We start from the raw sequence: 19947 nt of genomic DNA, 5'->3' as shown, positions 1-19947 counted from the left end.
AGTGTCCCGCGCACATTCGAGAGGCCGGGGGCCGGGTAATGCAGGGTTGGAGCAAAGATCGCAAAGCGCTGTTGCTGCTGATGGTTGCCACGCTGGTGCTGATGGTGACCGGGTTATGGGCACGCGAAGTCTGGGGGCCGGAAGTGCGCTGGGCGGATATCTCCCTGCAGATGCTGCAGTCGGGCGATTACTTCGACCCCTATCTGCGCGGCGCGCCGTATTACGACAAGCCGCTGCTGTCCTACTGGCTGATCACGGCGCCGGCCAGTCTGTTCGGCCTCAACCACTGGACGCTGCGCCTCAGCACCGTGCTGGCCGGGCTGGGCAGCATCTGGCTCACCTGGTGGCTGGGCGAACGCCTGCTGCGCAAGGGCACTGGACTGCTGGCCGGCTGGCTGCTGGCGACCACTTTCTACTTCCTGTTCTGGGCGCGGGTGGCGACGGCGGACATGCTCACGGTGTTTGGCGTGCTGGCGGCGCTGGCCTGGTACTGGCGTGACCCGGAGGACACGCGATTCAGGAGCTACCTGGGCTTCTTCCTGATCCTCTCGCTGACGTCGCTGTGCAAGGGGCTGATCGGTTTTGTCCTGCCGGGTCTGGTGCTGCTGCCGCACCTGCTCAGTGACGGGCGCTGGCGCCGGCACCTGAACCCGCGATTGCTGGCGGCGCTGGTGGTGGCTGGCGCGGTCTACGCGATTCCCTTCGTGCTGTCGCATTTCTATGGCCAGCCCAGCTACGGCGAGAGCGGGCTGGCGCTGGTGTTCCGCGAGAACGTGGTGCGCTTCTTCCAGCCTTTCGACCACGAGGGGCCGATTTACACCTACCTGTTGTACCTGCCGGCCTACACGCTGCCCTGGGCGCCGGTGTGGATACTCGGCCTGTGGTTCGCCGCGCGCCGCTGGAAGCAACTGGAACCCAATGCGCGCTGGCTGGTCTGGGCGCTGGTGCTGCTGTTCGCGTTCTTCACTGCCAGTGGTGGCCGGCGCAGTTACTACGTGCTTCCGCTGGTGCCGTTTGCGCAACTGTTGGGTGCGTGGTGGGTGATCCAGTGGCGGCATGAACGCAAGCTGGCCGGGCTGGGGCGTGCCTGGCCGTGGGCGGTCGGCGCCGCAGCGGTGGTAATGCTGCTGGTGGTGGGCGTGGCGTACCCATGGAGCAATGCTGGCGGCGGGGTTCCGCTCTTCGCCAGGGAGGTGCGTGCAGCGGCGGAGCAGACCGCGCCGTGGTCGCAGTGGCGGGTACTGGTCCTTGGTGATGATGATGCGCGACTGCCGATCTATCTGCAGAAGCAGGGTGAGCAGCAGGCGCACCCATTCCTCTATATCCACTCCGGTTATCCACAGGGCGACAGCGCGGCGCTGTTCGCTTGGCTTCACCAGAACACCGGCGAGGAGTGGGATCCGGCGCGCACCCTGATCATCTCCCAGGTGACACACGAGGGAACGCAGCCGCTGAACTGGCTGACGGCGGATCACCGGCTGATCGAATCGACCCTCAACAATGGCCAGCGCCTGGGCCATGCAAAGAACAAGGAGGCGAGCCTCGCCTATCTGCCTATCGGAAAGCCGCTCAGCGCGAACGCAGCGCCCGGTGCAGCAGAAGCAGGTACGGCGGCAGATTGACCGCTACCACTACAAGGCCGAGGACGACCTGGGTCGCCTCGGTCAGGCCGGCGGGGTAGATCAGCGGGATCAGGTAGTGCTCGACGAAGCCACCACTGTAGCCGCTGTCGCCGGCCAAGCCGCGGAAGTGGTTTTCCAGCGGGGTGAGCGGGCAGTAGAGGTGGAGGAACTCCACCGCCATGCCCCAGGCCGCTGCTGGCACGTGCAGCCAGGCCAGGCGCGGCCAGCGCAGCAGCAGAACGCCGCCAAGCAGCACGAAGAGGATGAACCCCAGGTGCAGCAGGACGACGGCGTCGGCGGCGAGGCGATAGAGCACGGCAGCCTCAGCGCTGCTGGCGCTGGGTCAGACCCTTGAGGAAGTTGCGCAGCAACTGGTCGCCGCACGGGCGGTAGTTGTTGTGGCCGGGTTTGCGGAACAGCGCGCCCAGCTCAGTCTTGGTGACGATGAAGCTGACGCTGTCGAGGATCGCGAGGATATCGTCGTCGCGCAACTCGAAGGCCACGCGCAGCTTCTTCAAGGTGATGTTGTTGGTCAGCGGCAGTTCCACCGGCGGCAGCGGGCGCGATTCGTCGCGGCCACGGCGATGCACGATCAGGCCGTCGAGGAAGTGCGCCAGCACGCGGTCGCTGCAGGGTTTGAAATCCGGTTCGTCGTCGCGGGCGAGAAAGGCGCCGATTTCCTCGGCACTGACGTTGAAGCCGGCCAGCGCGGTGATCTCGGCAACCTGGGCATCGCGGATGTCCAGCAGGTAGCGCAGGCTGCGCAGTACGTCGTTGTTGGTCATGGTCTTTCCAATAGCAGAAATGAAAAGCCCCGCATCAGCGGGGCTTTTGCGGATCAGACCAGTTCGGCCCAGAGGTCGTACTCGTCGGCGTCGGTGATGCGTACGCGCACCTTGTCGCCCGGCTTCACGTCGAAGCTGTCGATGTAGACGGCACCGTCGATTTCCGGGGCGTCGGCGTAGGAGCGGCCGACCGCGCCTTCATCGTCCACTTCGTCGATCAGGACTTCGATTTCCTTGCCGATCTTCAGTTGCAGACGGGCGGCGGAGATCGCCTGCTGGTGCGCCATGAAGCGCTCCCAGCGGTCCTGTTTGACGTCGTCCGGCACTACGTCCAGGCCCAGGTCGTTGGCCGGGGCGCCCTCCACCGGGGAGTACTGGAAGCAGCCGACGCGGTCGAGCTGGGCTTCGGTCAGCCAGTCGAGCAGGTACTGGAAGTCTTCCTCGGTCTCGCCGGGGAAGCCGACGATGAAGGTGGAGCGGATGGTCAGCTCGGGGCAGATCTCGCGCCACTTCTTGATGCGCGCCAGGGTCTTGTCCTCGAAGGCGGGGCGCTTCATGGACTTCAGCACTTTCGGGCTGGCGTGCTGGAAGGGGATGTCCAGGTAGGGCAGCAGCTTGCCCTCGGCCATCAGCGGGATCACGTCGTCGACGTTGGGGTACGGGTAGACGTAGTGCAGGCGCACCCACACGCCCATGGAGGAGAGCGCCTGGCACAGCTCCAGCATGCGGGTCTTCACCGGCTGGCCGTCCCAGAAGTCCATCTTGTACTTCAGGTCGACGCCGTAGGCGCTGGTGTCCTGGGAGATGACCAGCAGTTCCTTCACGCCGGCTTTCACCAGGCGCTGGGCTTCGCTGAGCACGTCGCCGACCGGGCGGCTGACCAGCTTGCCGCGCATCGACGGGATGATGCAGAAGCTGCAGCTGTGGTTGCAGCCTTCGGAAATCTTCAGGTAGGCGTAGTGGCGCGGAGTCAGCTTGATGCCCTGCGGCGGCACGAGGTCGATCAGCGGGTTGTGCTCGGCCTTGGGCGGGATCACCTCGTGGACAGCATTGACCACTTGCTCGTATTGCTGCGGGCCGGTCACGGCCAGCACGCTGGGGTGCACGTCACGGATGCTGTCTTCGGCGACGCCCATGCAGCCGGTGACGATCACCTTGCCGTTCTCGGCGATGGCCTCGCCGATGGCGTCCAGGGATTCGGCCTTGGCGCTGTCGATGAAGCCGCAGGTGTTCACCACCACCACGTCCGCGTCCTGGTAGGTGGGGACGATTTCGTACCCTTCCATGCGCAGTTGGGTGAGGATGCGTTCGGAATCGACAGTCGCTTTCGGGCATCCGAGCGAGACGAATCCTACTTTGGGTGTGGCGGTGGACATGTGCGGCTAACCTCGAAGGGCGCGCTGGCGGCGCCTCTGATCAAAAAGTGCGCAATTCTAGCGGCGTCCCGCGCACTTGACCAGCCTCTCTGGGACAAGCTGTCGCACGCCGCCGGACAGCCCCGTCTGCCCGGTAATTCCGGGCAACAGGCTCTATAGTCAATCAGAACCTTCGAACCCGGCTCTTGCATCGACGAAAGGGTCGGAGCAGGATGCGCCGAATTTTTTTGAGGAATTTTGTTACATGTCCGATGCAAGCGCCGGCACCGTTGAGCATGAGCAGCCCCATTCCAGCTCCGCCGTCGGCCTGATGGTCGGTGCCGTGGGCGTCTGCTACGGCGATATCGGCACCAGCCCGCTGTACACCCTCAAGGAAGTCTTCGTCGGCGGCTATGGCGTGCAGGCCAACCACGACGGTGTACTCGGCGTGCTCTCGCTGATCTTCTGGTCGCTGATCTGGGTGGTGTCGATAAAGTACGTGATCTTCGTCCTGCGCGCTGACAACCAGGGTGAGGGCGGGGTGATGGCCCTCTCCGCGCTGGCCCGGCGCGCCGCCACCGGACGTCGCAGATTGCAGGCGATGGTGGTGATAGCCGGCCTGATCGGCGCGGCACTTTTCTATGGCGACAGCATGATCACGCCGGCGATCTCGGTGCTCTCGGCCATCGAGGGCCTGGAGATCGCCTTCGACGGCCTGGAACACTGGGTGGTGCCGCTGTCGCTGATCGTGCTGGTCGGACTGTTCCTCATACAAAAGCACGGCACCGCGCGTATCGGCATTCTCTTCGGGCCGGTGATGGTGGCGTGGTTCGTGGCGCTGGCGGCGCTGGGGGCCTATGGCGTGTCGCAGCAGCCGGAAGTGCTGAAGGCGATGAACCCGGCCTGGGCCGTCAACTTCTTCATTTCCCATCCGGGCATCGGCGTGGCCATCCTCGGCGCCACCGTGCTGGCGCTGACCGGCGCCGAAGCGCTGTACGCCGACATGGGCCACTTCGGCCGCAAACCCATCGCCCGTGCCTGGTTTGCCCTGGTGCTGCCGGCGCTGGTGCTGAACTACTTCGGCCAGGGTGCGACTATCCTGGTCAACCCGGAAGCCGCACGTAACCCCTTCTACCTGACCGCGCCGGGCTGGGCGCTGGTGCCGATGGTGGCGCTGTCCACGGCGGCCACGGTGATTGCATCGCAGGCCGTGATTTCCGGTGCCTTCTCCCTGACCCGCCAGGCGATCCAACTCGGCTACGTGCCTCGCATGGTGATCCAGCACACCTCCAGTCACGAGCAGGGGCAGATCTATATCGGCATGGTCAACTGGGCGCTGATGGTCGGCGTGGTGTTGCTGGTGCTGGGCTTCGAGTCCTCCGCCGCACTGGCCTCGGCTTACGGCGTGGCGGTGACCGGCACCATGCTGATGACCACGCTGCTGATGGGCGTGGTGGTCTGGCTGATGTGGAAGTGGCCGCTGTGGCTGGCGATTCCGTTCTTCCTGATGATGCTGTTCGTCGACACTCTGTTCTTCGCCGCCAACCTGCCCAAGGTCGTCCAGGGTGGTGCCTTCCCGGTGATCGCCGGTATCGGCCTGTTCATCCTGATGACCACCTGGAAGCGCGGTCGCCAATTGCTGGTGGACCGTCTGGACGAAGGCTCGTTGCCGCTGCCGCTGTTTATTTCCAGCATCCGCTCGCAGCCGCCGCACCGCGTGCAGGGCACCGCCGTGTTCCTCACCGCGCGCACCGACGCCGTGCCCCATGCGTTGTTGCACAACCTTTTGCACAACCAGGTGCTGCATGAGCAGGTCGTGCTGCTCACCGTGGTCAACGAAGACAGCCCGCGGGTTGCCCCGGACCGCCGCTTCGAGGTGGATGCCTACGGCGAAGGCTTCTTCCGCGTGGTGCTGCACTTCGGCTTTATCGAAGACCCGGACATCCCGCAGGCGCTCAAGCTGTGCCACCTCAATGAGTTGGACTTCAGCCCGATGCGTACTACCTATTTCCTCAGTCGCGAGACGGTGATCCCATCCAAGCTGATCGGCATGGCGCGCTGGCGCGAGGCGCTGTTCGCTTTCCTGCTGAAGAACGCCAACGGCAACCTGCGCTACTTCAACCTGCCGCTGAACCGGGTGATCGAGCTGGGGACGCAGGTGGAAATCTGATCCGCCCCCACACGAAAAAGCGCGCCAATCGGCGCGCTTTTTTCGTTGAGGTTGGTTCGCGAGCAAACTCGCTCCTACAAAGAGCACACCAGCGTCTACCTGTAGGAGCGAGCTTGCTCGCCAAAACATGGAGCCAGGATCGCCCCCCGACCGCCACCACTGGCTCGCGGGGTTTGGCCAAGACGGCCGGAGGGCGATATTCGTGAGACTCAGCCCTGGCTGGTGCTGCCGCCCCATTCGAGGAAGCGCACCTTGTGGGTCTGGCCCTCGTGATCCTGATAGACCATGTATGCCGGCACGATGCCGACCTTGCCGGAGTTGTCGGTGCGGTGCAGGACCTTGTCGACGTCCAGGGACATGCCGTAGTGGTATTCGGTAGCCGGCAGATCGGCGCCGGGGTTCTTGATTGCGTCCTGGGCAAAAGCCATCGGGGCGAGGCTGGAGATGACAGCCGACACGACAGAGGCAAGCTTCATTCTTTATTCCCTCGGTGAAACGCTCGGTGAGGGCCCGCGGGGCCCTTGAATGGGTTTGAAAGCCCCACCGGGGAGCACTGGCATCGATGATGTCTGTCCTGGGGTCCAGACAGGACAGGGGACGATGCTTCAGGCGTCCATCAGGTGGCGGGGCACGGGAGTGATATTCCTCCTCGGGCCCGCCGCCGGGAAATTGATGTGCTTGCTAATGAAAATTGATGGAGGTGATGTGGCGCTCTGTCGCAGGCATGCCCGCAAAATGCCGTACTAGGGCTGCCAGTCGCGCCAGTGCTCGCAGTCGCCTTGGCAGCGGCCGGGGCAGGCGCAGCCAGTTCGGCTGCGCCCGGTGGCTTTCTCCATGCGTCTGGCCACGTCCTCGTCATCGGCGAAAGGCAGCATGCTGGCCTCCTCGATACCGCGCTGACGGTGCGCCCGCAGGCTCCAGCCGATACCGAAGTACATCGCCAGCAGGCCGGCCAGCCCCAGCCACAGCGTCATCTCAGGCCATCCTCTCGGCGACGCGCATGGCTTCCGGGCGCGCCTGGCGCACGGTAACCCAGGTGTTCCAGGCCATCAGCAGCATGCCGCTGAGGAACATCAGCCCGCCGGTCATCCGTACCACGAAGCCCGGATGGCTGGCCTGCAGCGCTTCGACGAAGGAGTAGGTGAGCGTGCCATCGGCGTTCACCGCCCGCCACATCAGGCCCTGGGTGATGCCGTTGACCCACATCGAGGCGATGTACAGGACCGTGCCGATAGTGGCCAGCCAGAAGTGTGCGTTGATCAGACCGATGCTGTGCATCTGTTCGCGACCGAAAACCTTGGGAATCAGGTGATAGAGCGAGCCGATGGAGATCATCGCCACCCAGCCCAGCGCGCCGGCATGGACGTGGCCGATGGTCCAGTCAGTGTAGTGAGACAGGGCATTGACGGTCTTGATCGCCATCATGGGGCCCTCGAAGGTCGACATGCCGTAGAACGCCAGCGAGACCACGAGGAAGCGCAGGATTGGATCGGTACGCAACTTATGCCAGGCGCCGGAGAGGGTCATCATGCCGTTGATCATGCCGCCCCAGCTCGGTGCCAGGAGAATCAGCGACATCACCATGCCCAGCGACTGTGCCCAGTCGGGCAGGGCGGTGTAATGCAGGTGGTGTGGGCCGGCCCAGATGTACAGGGTGATCAGCGCCCAGAAGTGCACGATGGACAGCCGGTAGGAATACACCGGGCGCCCGGCCTGCTTGGGCACGAAGTAGTACATCATCCCGAGGAAGCCGGTGGTGAGGAAGAAGCCCACCGCGTTGTGCCCGTACCACCATTGCACCATCGCGTCGGTGGCGCCGGAGTACACCGGGTAGGACTTGAACCAGTCCACCGGAATGGCCAGGTGGTTGACGATGTGCAGCATCGCCGTCACCAGGATGAAGGCGGCGAAGAACCAGTTGCCCACATAAATGTGCGGTGTCTTGCGCTTCATCAGCGTGCCGAAGAACACCACCGCGTAGGCGACCCAGACGATGGCCATCCACACCGCGCCAGTGAATTCGATCTCGGCGTATTCCTTGGTGGTGGTGTAGCCCAGCGGCAAGCTGATCATCATCACCACGATCAGCGCCTGCCAGCCCCAGAAGGTAAAGGCGGCGAGGCTGTCGGAAAACAGACGCGCCTGACAGGTGCGCTGCACCGTGTAGTAGCTGGTGGCGAACAGCGCGCAACCACCAAAGGCGAAGATCACCAGGCTGGTGTGCAACGGGCGCAGACGCCCGAAACTGGTCCATGGCAGGTCCAGGTTCAGTTGCGGCCAGACCAGTTGAGAGGCGATCAGTACCCCCATGGCCATGCCGACGACGCCCCAGACCACCGTCATGATGGCGAATTGGCGGACTACCTTGTAGTTGTACGCCTGCTCCGTGCTTCTCGTGTTCATGCTCGATTCCCGCTTGTGACAGAACGTCCGGCGCGCAAATGGGCTGTGAATCCAGCGCGCTCCGGTGAGCGGGCAATCTAGGAAAATGCGGGCAGAGGAAACAGATTCAGATGGGCCGCTCAAATGCGTATCAGCGGCTCGGCGCGTGGATTCAGGCGATGTCCATGCGCCCTGCGAGGAAATGCCGCAGGCGTTCCTGCAGGTAACCCACCGCTTGTTCTTCGGCGAGGTATTCGCTGACGAGCATCAGCCGCCAGTACTGACCTTCGTCGCCAAAACGGATGGCCTCGAACTCCGCCTGTTGCAGGCGCGCCACCAGGAACCAGGCCCAGGGCGCGGGGCCGTGCGTGGCAGGGTAGCGGCGTTGCCATTCGATGCGCTGCTCGCCCAGGCGCAGGCCGAACTCCTCTTCCAGCTCGCGTAGCGCGCATTGCGCCGGGCTTTCCTCTCCCTCGCGGCCGCCACCGGGAAAGTCCCAGCAGCCGGGATAGGGAATGCCGGGCTTGTCGTCGCGCTTGTAGACCACCAGTTGGCCCCCATGGAACAGCGCGAGCTTGGCGCCGGTGAAGTCGTCTTCGTGCTGCATGGCTTCATTCCCCTGTAAGTCGACTAGTCTTTCCCGACTGCGGGCGGTGCTTTGCCGCGCACAAGCGCGTATGATGCGCGACCTTTTTCTTCGTTGCACGACACACCGGGAGGTGCCGAGATGAACGACCAGCACGAAAACACCGAACTGACCCCCGCTCCGGAAGGCGAGAAGCTGCAGAAGGTCCTGGCCCGCATGGGCGTGGGCTCGCGCCGCGACGTCGAAGCCTGGATCGAGGAAGGCCGGGTCAAGGTCAATGGCGCCGTCGCCACCCTTGGCCAGCGCGTGGGCGACCGCGATGCCATCGCCGTCGATGACCGCCTGCTCAAGCGCGAGAAGATCGAAGAGCACGTCCGCCGCGTGCTGATCTACAACAAGCCCGAAGGCGAAGTCTGCACCCGTGACGATCCGGAAGGCCGTCCGACCGTGTTCGACCGCCTGCCGCGCCTGCGCAGCGGCCGCTGGATCAACGTCGGCCGCCTGGACATCAACACCACCGGTCTGCTGATGTTCACCACCGACGGCGAACTGGCCAACCGCCTGATGCACCCGTCCTACGAGATGGACCGCGAGTACGCCGTGCGCGTACGCGGTGAAGTCGACGAAGAGATGATCGAGCGCCTGAAAGCCGGCGTGATGCTCGAAGACGGCCCCGCCAAGTTCAGCGACATCCAGGAAGCGCCGGGTGGCGAAGGCTTCAACCACTGGTACCACGTGGTGGTGATGGAGGGCCGTAACCGCGAAGTCCGCCGCCTGTGGGAATCCCAGGGCGTGGTGGTCAGCCGCCTGAAGCGCGTGCGCTTCGGACCGGTCTTCCTGACCTCCGAGCTGACCATGGGCCGCTACCGTGAGATGGGCCAGCGCGAGCTGGACATCCTCAGCGAGGAAGTCGGCCTGACGCCGGTCGCCCTGCCGGCGGTCTCCACCAAGACCAAGGAAAAGGTCGAGCGCCAGGAGCGCAAGCTCGGCAAGAAGCTGGCGCCCAGCGAGCGCCCGGGCCGTGGTTCGCGTACCCGTACCGAGCGTGTTGAAGGCGAGCGTCCGCAGCGTGCTCCGCGCCCGGCGGCCGGTGAACGTCCGGCTCGTGCTGCGCGTGATAGCGACGAGCGTCCGGCGCGCGCACCGCGCGACAGCGCTGACCGTCCGGCCCGCGCTCCGCGTGATGCCGGTGATCGTCCGGCTCGTGGCCCGCGCAGTGATTCCGCTGACAGCCGCGCCCCGCGCAAGCCGCGTGACGCCGGTGGTGATCGTCCCGCTCGCGCACCGCGCGATGCCGGTGACCGTCCGGCCCGTGGCCCGCGTAGCGATTCGGCCGATAGCCGCGCCCCGCGCAAACCGCGTGATGCTGGTGGTGATCGTCCTGCTCGTGCTCCGCGCGACGGCGCTGATCGTCCGGCCCGTGGCCCGCGCAGCGATGCCGGTGAGAACCGTGCGCCGCGCAAGGCTCCGAGCGACCGTCCGGCGCGTGAAAAAGGCGCCCCTCTGGCCGAGCGTCCCGGCAAGCCGGTCGCGCGCAAGCCGATCGCCAAGCGCCGCCCGCAGGCTGCTGGCGACGGCATGCGTCCGGGCTTCAAGCGCTAAGTGTCAGCGGTAAATGGAAAAGGGCTCCTCGGAGCCCTTTTTCTTGCCTGCGATTTACCGGAAGTCTTCTGTAGGAGCGAGCTTGCTCGCGAACCCGCTTGACGCCAGAGCTGCCGGGAAATCCTTTCGCGAGCAAGCTCGCTCCTGCAGGGTTGGTTCTTTCGCTGGTTCAGCTGGCGCAGGCCAGGCGGTTGCGGCCGTCCCGCTTGGCCTCATAGAGGGCACTGTCGGCGCGGCGCAGCAGGTCGTCCACCGACTCGCCGCCGTTGAGCGTCGCGCAGCCCAGGCTGATGGACAGCGGCAAGCGCTTGCCGTCGGCGGCCAGGTTCAGCTCTTCCACGGCAGCGCGCAGCCGTTCACCTACCTGTACGGCGGCAGCGCCGGGGGTATTGGAGAGCAGCACGAGAAATTCTTCGCCCCCGAAACGGAACACCATATCGACGTTACGCAGGCTGTTCTTCAGCGCCGTGGCGACGGCGCGCAGGGCGTCGTCGCCGACGCTGTGGCCATGTTCGTCGTTGATCTGCTTGAAGTGGTCGAGGTCGAGCATGAGGATCGACAGCGGCAGCAGATGACGGCGCGCCACCTCGACCTCGCGAGCCAAAGTCTGGTCCATGGCGATGCGGTTGCCGGTGCCGGTCAGCGCGTCGCGCAGCGCCGATTGCACGGCGGCGCGGTAGAGCAGGGCGTTGCGCAATGGGTAGAGCAGGCAGGCCATCAGCGATTCCAGCTGCGACAGCTCTGCCTCGGAGAAGCGGCGGGCGCGGCGGAAGCTGATCTCACCGAGGTATTCGCTGGCGTGGGTCAGGCGGTAGTCGGCGCTGTGCCGGGCCGCTTCGCCGAACTCCAGGCGCAGGTCGGCGCCGGCATGGCAGTAGGCCATGTATTCCACCGGCAGCATCTGCTGGATCTCGCGGAAGAACACCGCCAGGATGCGCTCGGCCTCCAGGCTCACCTGCAATTGCAGGTTCAGTTGCTGGCGCAGTTCCAGCAGGTCCAGCGGACGCCGCGAAGGTGTGCGGATGTCCTGGCTGGCTGCGCGCTGGAGCTTGGCAGCATCGAAATCGATGGTGTTGGACTGCTTGGGAGGAACCATGGCGGTGACCATTTTTACGGCGTTTGCAGGGGTAGAGCGATTTCCGTGCCAGGGCGCGGAAAGGCCTGAAAAGACGCCGTATTGACCGACCGATGGCGGTCAGGGTTCCCGAGGGGATAAAGGTTTCGCCAGAAGTCTGGCGAAATAGTGGCACTTTGCCGGAGGGCGGCGAGCGGCGGAGCCGGAAAATTGGCGGGAAGCGGCGTCGTTGCTGGGCTGCAGGTCGACGCCGCTGGTACGTCAGTACCGAATCTTCAGGTCGGAATCAGTCCTGGGCGTTGAAGGCCTGGCCGTTCACACCCTTGCTGTCCGGGCCCATGAGGTACAGGTAGATCGGCATGATCTCTTCCGGCGCCGGGTTGTTGTAGGCGTTCTCGCCCGGATAGGCGTGGGCGCGCATGGCGGTCCGGGTGGCGCCAGGGTTGACGCTGTTGGCGCGCACGCTGGTGATGTCCTCGCACTCGTCCGCCAGCACCTGCATCAGACCCTCGGTGGCGAACTTCGACACCGCGTAGGCACCCCAATAGGCGCGGCCCTTGCGGCCGACGCTGCTGGAGGTGAAGACCACCGAGGCATCCTCGGAGAGCTTGAGCAGCGGCAGCAGGGTGTGAGTGAGGCTGAACATGGCGTTGACGTTCACCTGCATGACGCGGGTGAAGTTATCGGTGGAAATCTGCTCGATGGGTGAGCGCACGCCGAGGATCGAGGCGTTGTGCAGCAGGCCGTCGATCTTGCCGAACTCTTTCTCGATCATGGCCGCCAGTTCGTCGTACTGGTGGGGCAACGTGGTTTCGAGGTTCAGCGGGATCACCACGGGTTCCGGATGGCCGGCGGCGACGATCAGGTCATAGACCTCGTTGAGGAAGTCCTCGGTCTTGCCCAGCAGCAGCACGGTGGCGCCGTGGGCGGCGAAGGCGAGCGAGGCGGCCCGGCCGATACCGCGGCCAGCGCCGGTCACCAGGATCACGCGGCCCTTGAGCAGGTCGGGGCGGGCGGAATAGTCGAACATGGTTTCTCCTAGGCGGAGCCCGTCAGCGCATGGACGGGCTCGCGAGGTTCGGCTCAGCAGGAGCAGAGGGCGCGGTCGAGGACGGCGAGCAGGTCGCGGGGATGGTCGACGATGACGTCGGCGCCCCAGTGCGCGGGGTTGTCGTCCGGGTGGATGTAGCCGTAGCGCACAGCCGCGGTCTTGGTCCCGGCGGCGCGGCCGGATTCGATGTCGCGCAGGTCGTCACCGATGAACAGCACTTCGGACGGGTCGACTTTCAGTTGGCTGCAGGCCAGCAGGAGCATTTCCGGGTCCGGCTTGCTTTTGGTGACGTGGTCCGGGCAGACCAGCACCTGCGAGCGTTCGGCCAGGCCGAGTTGCTCCATGATCGGCGCGGCGAAGCGTACCGGCTTGTTGGTCACCACGCCCCAGATCAGGCGCGAGCGTTCGATGCTCTCCAGCAGCTCCGGCATGCCCTCGTACGGGCGGGTGAGGACGGCGCAGTGCTCCTGGTAGCGGTCGAGGAACTCCTGGCGCAGGGTCTCGAAGCCAGGGGCTTCCGGATCCATGTCGAAGGTCGCGGCGACCATGGCGCGGGCGCCGCCGGACACCACGTCCTGGATGCGCTGGTCGTCGATCGGCTCGCGGCCATGAGCTTTGAGCATTGCCTGGCAGACGGCGATGAAGTCCGGCGCGGTATCCAGCAGGGTGCCGTCCATGTCGAAGAGAACCGCTCTGAGCATGCGACTCACTCCTCGCGCAGGGTCTGGATCATGTAGTTGACGTCGACGTCGTTGGCCAGCTTGTAGTGCTTGGTCAGCGGGTTGTAGGTCAGACCGATGATGTCCTTGACCGCCAGGCCCGCATCACGCGACCAGGCGCCCAGTTCGGAGGGGCGGATGAACTTCTTGAAGTCGTGGGTGCCGCGCGGCAGCAGGCGCATCACGTATTCCGCGCCGACGATGGCGAAGAGGTAGGCCTTCGGGTTGCGGTTGATGGTGGAGAAGAACACCTGGCCGCCGGGTTTGACCATCTTGTAGCAGGCGCGGATGACCGAGGCCGGGTCCGGCACGTGCTCGAGCATTTCCAGGCAGGTCACCACGTCGAACTGCTCGGGCATTTCCTCGGCCAGTTCCTCGGCGGTGATGCGGCGATACTCCACCGGTACGCCGGATTCCAGCTGGTGCAGCTGGGCGACGGCCAGGGGTGCTTCGCCCATGTCGATGCCGGTGACGGTGGCGCCGCGCTGGGCCATGGCTTCGCTGAGGATTCCGCCGCCGCAGCCGACGTCGAGCACCTTCTTGCCGGCGAGACTGACGCGCTCGTCGATCCAGTTGACCCGCAGCGGGTTGATGTCGTGCAGGGGCTTGAACTCGCTTTCGCGGTCCCACCAGCGGTGGGCGAGGGCCTCGAATTTGGCGATCTCGGCGTGGTCGACGTTGCTCATGGGGTCCCTATTGATCAAAAAGCTGGAAACGAAGACTGACTATGATGCCAGCTTCGTGGAATGGATGGGGCGCGGCATGACAGATTGTCGCAGCGGCGCGAACTTAATGGGGTTTGCCGTGGCGGTGGGGGTATCGGCACCAGGCGTTACCCTCTCCCCAGCCCTGGCTGCGCGCCCCGCTCCGAAGGGAGAGGGAGTTGTCCTCTGTGATGTTCAGGTTGGGTGTTCTTCCTGGTGTATCAGGGGCACTCGATATTCTCGATTAGCGCCGAACAGTCCCCTCTCCCTTCAGGGAGAGGGTGCTTTCAGGCTCTGTAGGCTATCGGACGCCAGCGATCTTTTGGCCCCACTCGCTGGCCACGGCGATCAGGCGCTCTTCGTCCAGGCGGGTGAGCTTGCCGTCTTCGAGCAGTTGCTTGCCGCCGACCCAGACGTGACGCACGCAGTCGCGGCCGCTGGCATAGATGAGCTGGGAGACCGGCTCGTACACCGGCTGCTGGGCGAGGCCCGAGAGGTCGAATGCGGTGATATCGGCAGACTTGCCCAGTTCCAGGCTGCCGGTTTCCTGCTCCATGCCCAGGGCGCGGGCGCCGTTGAGGGTGGCCATGCGCAGGGCGCGATGGGCGTCCAGTGCGGTGGCCTGGCCGGCCACGGCCTTGGCCAGCAGGGCGGCGGTGCGAGTTTCCCCGAGCAGGTCCAGGTCATTGTTGCTGGCGGCGCCGTCGGTGCCGATGGCGACGTTGACGCCGGCCTGCCACAGTCGCTCCACCGGGCAGAAACCGCTGGCCAGCTTGAGGTTGGACTCGGGGCAGTGCACCACCGAGCTATTGGTCTCCACCAGCATGGCCAGGTCTTCCTCATTCACCTGGGTCATGTGCACGGCCTGGAAGCGCGGGCCGAGCAGGCCCAGGCGGTGCAGGCGAGCCAGCGGGCGCTCGCCATGCTTTTCCACGGCCTGCTGGACCTCGAAGGCGGTCTCGTGGACGTGCATATGAATGCCGGCGTCCAGTTCCTCGGCAAGCATCAGGATGTTTTCCAGCTTGTCGTCGCTGACCGTGTACGGCGCGTGCGGGCCAAAGGCCACCTTGATGCGCGGGTGGTGCTTGAGGTCGTCGCGCAGCGCCAGGCCCTGGCGAATCGCCTCGTCGGCATCGCGCGCGCCGGGCACCGGGAAGTCCAGCACCGGCACGCTGATCTGTGCGCGAACGCCGGCCTTGTGTACTACCTCGCAGGCGACCTGCGGGAAGAAGTACATGTCCGAGAAGCAGGTGATGCCGCCCTTGAGCTGCTCGGCGATGGCCAGCTCCGTGCCGTCGCGGACGAAGTCCTCACCGACCCACTTGGCCTCTGCTGGCCAGATGTGCTCCTGCAGCCAGGTCATCAGCGCGAGATCGTCCGCCAGGCCGCGGAACAGGCTCATCGCCGCGTGGCCGTGGGCGTTGATCAGGCCGGGGGAGAGCAGCATGCCCGGCAGCTCGCGGGTTTCCGTCGCCGGATGGCGTAGTGCTTCGGCGCGCGGTGCGAGCAGGGCAATGCGTCCGTCGCGGATGCCCAGGCCGTGGTCACGCAGGACGATGCCGGCGGGTTCCACGGGGACGATCCAGGTGGGGAAGAGCAGCAGGTCGAGCGGGACTTTGGCGGTGGGCATGAAGCGCATCCTGGGCGCGTTGATAAAGGGCCGGAGTATAGCCGAGCGCCACCGCCGCAGGCTCGGTATACTCGGCCGTTTTCCCCGCCTGGGCGGGGCAATGTCCAGGGGGCCGGGTTGGGCCCGCGATTCCATTCGAATTGAAGAGGTGTTCCATGCGTGAGCGACTGTTGGCGGCCGAACGGGTCACGGCCATTGATTGGCGCAAGGGCACACTCCGACTGCTGGACCAGCGCCTGCTGCCGCTGGAAGAAACCTGGCTGTCCTACGAGACTGCCGAAGGCGTAGCCGATGCCATCCGCCAGATGGTGGTGCGCGGTGCGCCGGCCATCGGTATCGCCGCCGCCTACGGGCTGGTGCTGGGCCTGCGCGCCCGCGTGGCCGCCGGTGGCGATTGGCGCGCGGCGCTGGAACAGGACTTCAGCGTGCTGGCCGAGTCGCGGCCGACCGCGGTCAACCTGTTCTGGGCGCTGAACCGCATGCGCGATCGCCTGGAGCGTCTGAAACCGGGTGAAGACCCGCTGCCGCTGATGGAGGCCGAGGCCGTGGCGATCCATGAAAGCGACCGCGAGGCGAACCTGACCATGGCCCAGTTGGGGGTGGACCTGATTCGCAAGCACCACGGCGGCCCGCAGAAGATCCTCACCCACTGCAACACCGGCGCCCTGGCCACCGGCGGCTTCGGCACTGCGCTGGGCGTGTTGCGTGCAGCGCACCTGGAAGGGCTGATCGAGCGCGTGTATGCCGACGAGACCCGTCCCTGGTTGCAGGGCGCCCGTCTGACCGCGTGGGAGCTGGCCAACGAGGGCGTTCCGGTCACTCTCAATGTGGATGCGGCTGCCGCGCACTTGATGAAGACCGAAAGCATTACCTGGGTCATCGTGGGTGCAGATCGCATCACTGCGAACGGCGACGTTGCTAACAAGATCGGCACTTATCAGCTCGCTGTCACCGCCATGCACCACGGTGTGCGCTTCATGGTGGTGGCGCCCAGTTCGACCATCGACATGGGTCTGGAAAGCGGCGAGGACATCCCGATCGAGGAGCGCGACGGTCGCGAACTCCTGGAAATTGGCGGCAAACGCATTGCCGCTGATGTCGAGACCTTCAATCCGGTGTTCGATGTGACTCCTGCCGACCTGATCGATGCCATCGTGACCGAGCGCGGTGTTGTCGAGCGTCCGGACGCCGAGCGGATGGCCCAGCTGATGAGCCGCAAGCGCCTGCATTGACGGGGCCTGCGGCAATTCATCGAGGGGCTTGGGCGAGGGTAGGGTTTGACCCTGGTTTGTGGTAAGCTCCGACGGTTCTTGATGGGGCATTTTTACGGCCCCCACAGCATCGCGGATCAACGGCCAAGTCGTTGATTTGTAGAGAGTCGGTGGCGCTTTGATGGCGCACCGCGCTCCGCCAGGCCCAGGACGGGCATGACGGAGACCCATTTGAAAAAGGAACCAGGCTTCTCATGGGCGAACTGGCCAAAGAAATCCTCCCGGTCAACATCGAAGACGAACTCCGACAGTCCTACCTCGATTACGCCATGAGCGTGATCGTCGGTCGTGCCCTGCCCGATGCACGCGATGGCTTGAAGCCCGTGCACCGCCGCGTCCTGTACGCCATGAGCGAACTGGGCAACGACTGGAACAAGCCCTACAAGAAGTCCGCCCGTGTCGTCGGTGACGTGATCGGTAAGTACCACCCGCACGGCGACACCGCGGTGTACGACACCATCGTCCGCATGGCCCAGCCCTTCTCGCTGCGCTACATGCTGGTCGACGGCCAGGGCAACTTCGGTTCGGTGGACGGCGACAACGCCGCGGCCATGCGATACACCGAAGTGCGCATGTCCAAGCTGGCCCATGAGCTGCTGGCGGACCTGGACAAGGAAACCGTCGACTGGGTGCCCAACTACGACGGCACCGAGCAGATCCCGGCGGTCATGCCGACCAAGATCCCGAACCTGCTGGTCAACGGTTCCAGCGGTATCGCCGTGGGCATGGCGACCAACATCCCGCCGCACAACCTCACCGAGGTGATCGACGGCTGCCTGGCGCTGATGGACAACCCCGAGCTGTCCATCGATGACCTGATGCAGTACATCCCCGGTCCGGACTTCCCGACTGCGGGCATCATCAACGGCCGTGCGGGCATCATCGAAGCCTATCGCACCGGTCGTGGCCGCATTTATATCCGTGCCCGCGCCACCATCGAGGACATGGAGAAGGGCGGCAATCGCCAGCAGATCATCATCACCGAGCTGCCCTACCAGCTGAACAAGGCCCGCCTGATCGAGAAGATCGCCGAGCTGGTGAAAGAGAAGAAGATCGAAGGCATCACCGAGCTGCGCGACGAGTCCGACAAGGACGGCATGCGCGTGGTCATCGAGCTGCGCCGCGGCGAAGTGGGCGAGGTCGTGCTGAACAACCTCTACGCCCAGACCCAGTTGCAGAGCGTCTTCGGCATCAACGTGGTGGCCCTGGTTGACGGCCAGCCGCGCACGATGAACCTCAAGGACATGCTTGAGGTCTTCATCCGTCACCGCCGTGAAGTGGTGACCCGCCGCACCGTCTACGAGCTGCGCAAGGCGCGCGAGCGCGGCCACATCCTCGAAGGCCAGGCCGTCGCCCTGTCGAACATCGACCCGGTGATCGAGCTGATCAAGACCTCGCCGACTCCGGCCGAGGCCAAGGAGCGCCTGATCGCCACCGCCTGGGAATCCAGCGCCGTGGAAGCCATGGTCGAGCGCGCCGGTGCCGACTCCTGCCGTCCGGAAGACCTGGACGAGCAGTATGGTCTGCGCGAAGGCAAGTACTACCTGTCGCCGGAACAGGCCCAGGCCATCCTGGAACTGCGCCTGCACCGCCTGACCGGCCTGGAGCACGAGAAGCTCCTGTCCGAGTACCAGGAAATCCTCACCCTGATCGGCGAGCTGATCCGCATCCTGACCAACCCCGAGCGCCTGATGGAAGTCATCCGCGAGGAACTGGAGAAGGTCAAGGCCGAGTTCGGCGATGCCCGCCGTACCGAGATCGTCGCGTCGCAGATGGACCTGACCATCGCCGACCTGATCACCGAAGAAGAGCGCGTGGTCACCATCTCCCACGGCGGCTACGCCAAGTCCCAGCCGCTGGCCGCCTACGAGGCCCAGCGTCGCGGTGGCAAAGGCAAGTCTGCCAGTGGTGTGAAGGACGAGGACTACATCGAGCACCTTCTGGTCGCCAACAGCCATGCCACCCTCCTGCTGTTCTCCAGCAAGGGCAAGGTTTACTGGCTGCGCACCTTCGAGATTCCGGAAGCCTCGCGTACTGCCCGTGGCCGTCCGCTGGTGAACCTGCTGCCGCTGGACGAAGGCGAGCGCATCACCGCGATGCTGCAGATCGACCTCGAAGCCGTGCGTGCCCAGTTTGCCGGTGAAGAAGGTGATGACGACGACGTGGTTGCCGAGCAGGTCGCCGAAGTGGTGGAAGCCGAAGAGGGTGAAGAGGGCGACGATGCCGACTTCAGCCAGGACGAGCCGACCGGCGCGTACATCTTCATGGCCACCATGAAAGGCACGGTGAAGAAGACCCCGTTGATCCAGTTCACCAAGCCGCGCTCCAACGGCCTGATCGCGCTGAAGCTGGAAGAGGGCGACTCGCTGATCGCCGCCGCCATCACCGACGGTTCGAAGGACGTGATGATGTTCTCCAACGCCGGCAAGGTGATCCGCTTCAAGGAAAGCAAGGTGCGCATCATGGGTCGTAACGCCCGTGGTGTGCGCGGCATGCGCCTGGTCGAAGGTCAGCGCATCATTTCCATGCTGATCCCCGAATCCCGCGAAGCGCAGATTCTCAGCGCCTCCGAACGTGGTTATGGCAAGCGCACCCCGCTGGCCGACTATCCGCGCCGCGGCCGTGGTGGCCAGGGCGTTATCGCCATGGTGATCAACGAACGTAACGGCAACCTGGTAGGCGCCGTGCAGGTGCTGGACGGCGAGGAGATCATGCTGATTTCCGACCAGGGCACCCTGGTGCGTACCCGTGTCGACGAAGTCCGCGGCGCTGGCCGTAACACCCAGGGCGTGATCCTCATCAAGCTGGCTGCCGACGAGACCGTCGTGGGCCTGGAGCGGGTGCAGGAGCCTACCGTTGTTGAAGACGACGAGATCGACGGCGAAGCGATCGAAGGCGAGATCGTCGACGGTGAAGTACTGGACGAGAACCAAGAAGCAGGCGAAGCCGCGGCTGAAGAAGCCCCGCAAGCCAGCGAAGACTGATAGCGAGAGTG

17 protein-coding genes are annotated in these 19947 nt (G+C 65.0%); 5 read left to right on the top strand and 12 right to left on the bottom strand.

Going from position 1 to position 19947, the window contains the following annotated elements; all coding sequences use genetic code 11:
* Positions 1-38 precede the first annotated feature (38 nt).
* A complete protein-coding gene (locus tag AC2T4A_RS26805; RefSeq protein WP_486742187.1) occupies positions 39-1622 on the top strand; it encodes an ArnT family glycosyltransferase in 1584 nt (527 codons plus the stop codon).
* Here AC2T4A_RS26805 and AC2T4A_RS26800 read toward each other — a convergent pair.
* Genes AC2T4A_RS26800 through rimO form a run of 3 tightly spaced genes read right to left on the bottom strand, consistent with a single transcriptional unit; the run spans position 1570 to position 3783 of the window.
* Positions 1570-1938: a DUF2784 domain-containing protein gene (locus AC2T4A_RS26800; RefSeq protein ID WP_416747746.1), complete on the bottom strand. Its 369-nt coding sequence runs from the start codon at positions 1936-1938 to the stop codon at positions 1570-1572. The two genes, AC2T4A_RS26805 and AC2T4A_RS26800, sit on opposite strands and share 53 nt — an antisense overlap.
* 7 nt (positions 1939-1945) lie before the next feature.
* Entirely contained in the window at positions 1946-2407 is a 462-nt protein-coding gene (locus tag AC2T4A_RS26795; protein WP_045210051.1) for a YehS family protein, read from the bottom strand.
* 53 nt (positions 2408-2460) lie between these two features.
* Complete coding sequence (gene rimO / locus AC2T4A_RS26790) at positions 2461-3783, bottom strand: 30S ribosomal protein S12 methylthiotransferase RimO (protein WP_416747748.1); 1323 nt, start codon at positions 3781-3783, stop codon at positions 2461-2463.
* Positions 3784-4027: 244 nt separating this feature from the next.
* Here rimO and AC2T4A_RS26785 point away from each other — a divergent pair, with 244 nt between their 5' ends.
* Entirely contained in the window at positions 4028-5932 is a 1905-nt protein-coding gene (locus tag AC2T4A_RS26785; RefSeq protein WP_416747750.1) for a potassium transporter Kup, read from the top strand.
* 209 nt (positions 5933-6141) lie between these two features.
* Here the strand turns inward: AC2T4A_RS26785 and AC2T4A_RS26780 are convergent, their stop codons facing one another.
* The 4 genes from AC2T4A_RS26780 to AC2T4A_RS26765 all read right to left on the bottom strand — a co-directional run bounded on the left by AC2T4A_RS26780 (position 6142) and on the right by AC2T4A_RS26765 (position 8921).
* Complete coding sequence (locus AC2T4A_RS26780; RefSeq protein ID WP_236173051.1) at positions 6142-6408, bottom strand: DUF2790 domain-containing protein; 267 nt, start codon at positions 6406-6408, stop codon at positions 6142-6144.
* A gap of 267 nt (positions 6409-6675) precedes the next feature.
* Positions 6676-6906 (bottom strand): cbb3-type cytochrome c oxidase subunit 3, encoded by a 231-nt coding sequence (locus AC2T4A_RS26775; RefSeq protein WP_486742186.1) that lies wholly within the window; start codon positions 6904-6906, stop codon positions 6676-6678.
* A 1-nt stretch (position 6907) separates the two neighbouring features.
* Positions 6908-8335, bottom strand: a complete 1428-nt coding sequence (ccoN, locus tag AC2T4A_RS26770) for a cytochrome-c oxidase, cbb3-type subunit I (RefSeq protein WP_486742185.1) — start codon at positions 8333-8335, stop codon at positions 6908-6910.
* A gap of 151 nt (positions 8336-8486) precedes the next feature.
* A complete protein-coding gene (locus AC2T4A_RS26765) occupies positions 8487-8921 on the bottom strand; it encodes an NUDIX hydrolase (protein ID WP_416747755.1) in 435 nt (144 codons plus the stop codon).
* A gap of 120 nt (positions 8922-9041) precedes the next feature.
* Here AC2T4A_RS26765 and rluB point away from each other — a divergent pair, with 120 nt between their 5' ends.
* A complete protein-coding gene (rluB, locus tag AC2T4A_RS26760; RefSeq protein WP_416747757.1) occupies positions 9042-10502 on the top strand; it encodes a 23S rRNA pseudouridine(2605) synthase RluB in 1461 nt (486 codons plus the stop codon).
* A 169-nt stretch (positions 10503-10671) separates the two neighbouring features.
* On the opposite strand, the gene AC2T4A_RS26755 is transcribed toward rluB, so the two are convergent.
* The 5 genes from AC2T4A_RS26755 to AC2T4A_RS26735 form a co-directional block, all read right to left on the bottom strand.
* The gene (locus AC2T4A_RS26755) at positions 10672-11598 is read right to left on the bottom strand and encodes a GGDEF domain-containing protein (RefSeq protein ID WP_416747759.1); all 927 of its coding nucleotides are present in this window, start codon (positions 11596-11598) and stop codon (positions 10672-10674) included.
* A 265-nt stretch (positions 11599-11863) separates the two neighbouring features.
* Positions 11864-12607: a YciK family oxidoreductase gene (locus AC2T4A_RS26750; protein WP_416747761.1), complete on the bottom strand. Its 744-nt coding sequence runs from the start codon at positions 12605-12607 to the stop codon at positions 11864-11866.
* A gap of 53 nt (positions 12608-12660) precedes the next feature.
* Entirely contained in the window at positions 12661-13338 is a 678-nt protein-coding gene (gene mupP, locus AC2T4A_RS26745; protein WP_478377106.1) for an N-acetylmuramic acid 6-phosphate phosphatase MupP, read from the bottom strand.
* A complete protein-coding gene (ubiG, locus tag AC2T4A_RS26740; RefSeq protein WP_045210066.1) occupies positions 13335-14033 on the bottom strand; it encodes a bifunctional 2-polyprenyl-6-hydroxyphenol methylase/3-demethylubiquinol 3-O-methyltransferase UbiG in 699 nt (232 codons plus the stop codon). The genes mupP and ubiG overlap by 4 nt, the downstream gene beginning before the upstream one ends.
* 319 nt (positions 14034-14352) lie before the next feature.
* On the bottom strand, positions 14353-15681 hold the full coding sequence (locus AC2T4A_RS26735; protein WP_486742184.1) for a TRZ/ATZ family hydrolase: 1329 nt from the start codon (positions 15679-15681) through the stop codon (positions 14353-14355).
* A gap of 155 nt (positions 15682-15836) precedes the next feature.
* Between AC2T4A_RS26735 and mtnA the strand changes: the two genes are divergently transcribed.
* Positions 15837-16913, top strand: a complete 1077-nt coding sequence (gene mtnA, locus AC2T4A_RS26730) for an S-methyl-5-thioribose-1-phosphate isomerase (RefSeq protein ID WP_416747768.1) — start codon at positions 15837-15839, stop codon at positions 16911-16913.
* 233 nt (positions 16914-17146) lie between these two features.
* Entirely contained in the window at positions 17147-19936 is a 2790-nt protein-coding gene (gyrA, locus tag AC2T4A_RS26725; protein ID WP_416747770.1) for a DNA gyrase subunit A, read from the top strand.
* The last annotated feature ends 11 nt before the right edge of the window (positions 19937-19947 follow it).

Source organism: Pseudomonas sp. PVC-3-1, from assembly GCF_057444315.1.
The sequence above is the reverse complement of the archived record's forward strand: the minus strand, read 5'-3'. Positions and strand labels throughout refer to the sequence as shown.